Annotated in this window: 1 protein-coding gene; it reads right to left on the bottom strand. The window is 58.9% G+C overall.

What is annotated here, in order from left to right; genetic code table 11:
- Positions 1-362 precede the first annotated feature (362 nt).
- Positions 363-629, bottom strand: a complete 267-nt coding sequence (locus AC1RPT_RS07600) for a hypothetical protein (protein WP_289901116.1) — start codon at positions 627-629, stop codon at positions 363-365.
- Positions 630-811 lie beyond the last annotated feature (182 nt).

Raw genomic sequence — 811 nt, 5'->3', positions numbered from 1 at the left:
ATTATTGTAGGAATCGTCGGCGGCTCGCTCGTCGCTATCGTTGGCATTGCTGCCTACTACGCAGACCGGGATGACGAGCGCGACACGCAGCTACGTTTGGCCCGGATCGCTCGGGGCCTACCCGAGTGCGGGCCCTAATCACACACTAACCCATCCCATCCCCGCATCGCAAAACGGCCCGAGATTGAGCCGTTTTGACCAACATTCGACGCGTCCTGTACATACCCCCATCGGGCCCATTTAGACCCCCGTTCTGCGCATTTATAATGGACGTTTTCGCACTCTACGGCGCACCCTCAGCCTGCCGGCCCCGGACGTGAAAAAGGGCCCCTAAGAGCCCCTTTTGTTCGGTTGTCCGCGCCTCAGACGGGGAACGCGTAATTGCCGTTGAATTCAGCGGTGTCCCGCACTTGCTCAGCCGTCATCGATGACGGCACCCACCGCGCACCCCGGAACGCAAACAGGTGCGTACGATACTGCGCGAGTGTGATCGGCGTTTCATAGACGCGGCCATCCGGGTACACGGCATAGAACGAGCCGATTACGTCGCTCGGTGCCTCAGCACGCGCAAACGACACGGATTGATAGCCCTTGCACCGGACGGGGGCGCTTGCGTTCGTGTTCGTCATTTTCTGTTCCTCAGCGTCAGCGGTTAATGGCTCAGTGAGCCGATGACCCCGATTATGAATAGGAATCGGGTGCCGGGCCAATTGGAAATAACTATGGGGCCGATAGCCGGAATCAATTGGACAAAGGGCCCCCACCCCGTCCCGGTTTTTAGGAATGGGGCCCCAAATTAGGAGTGCTAAGG

The organism is Dellaglioa sp. CoH-56-MRSF-11 (assembly GCF_056782135.1).
This window is presented reverse-complemented; position numbering and strand designations above follow the sequence as displayed.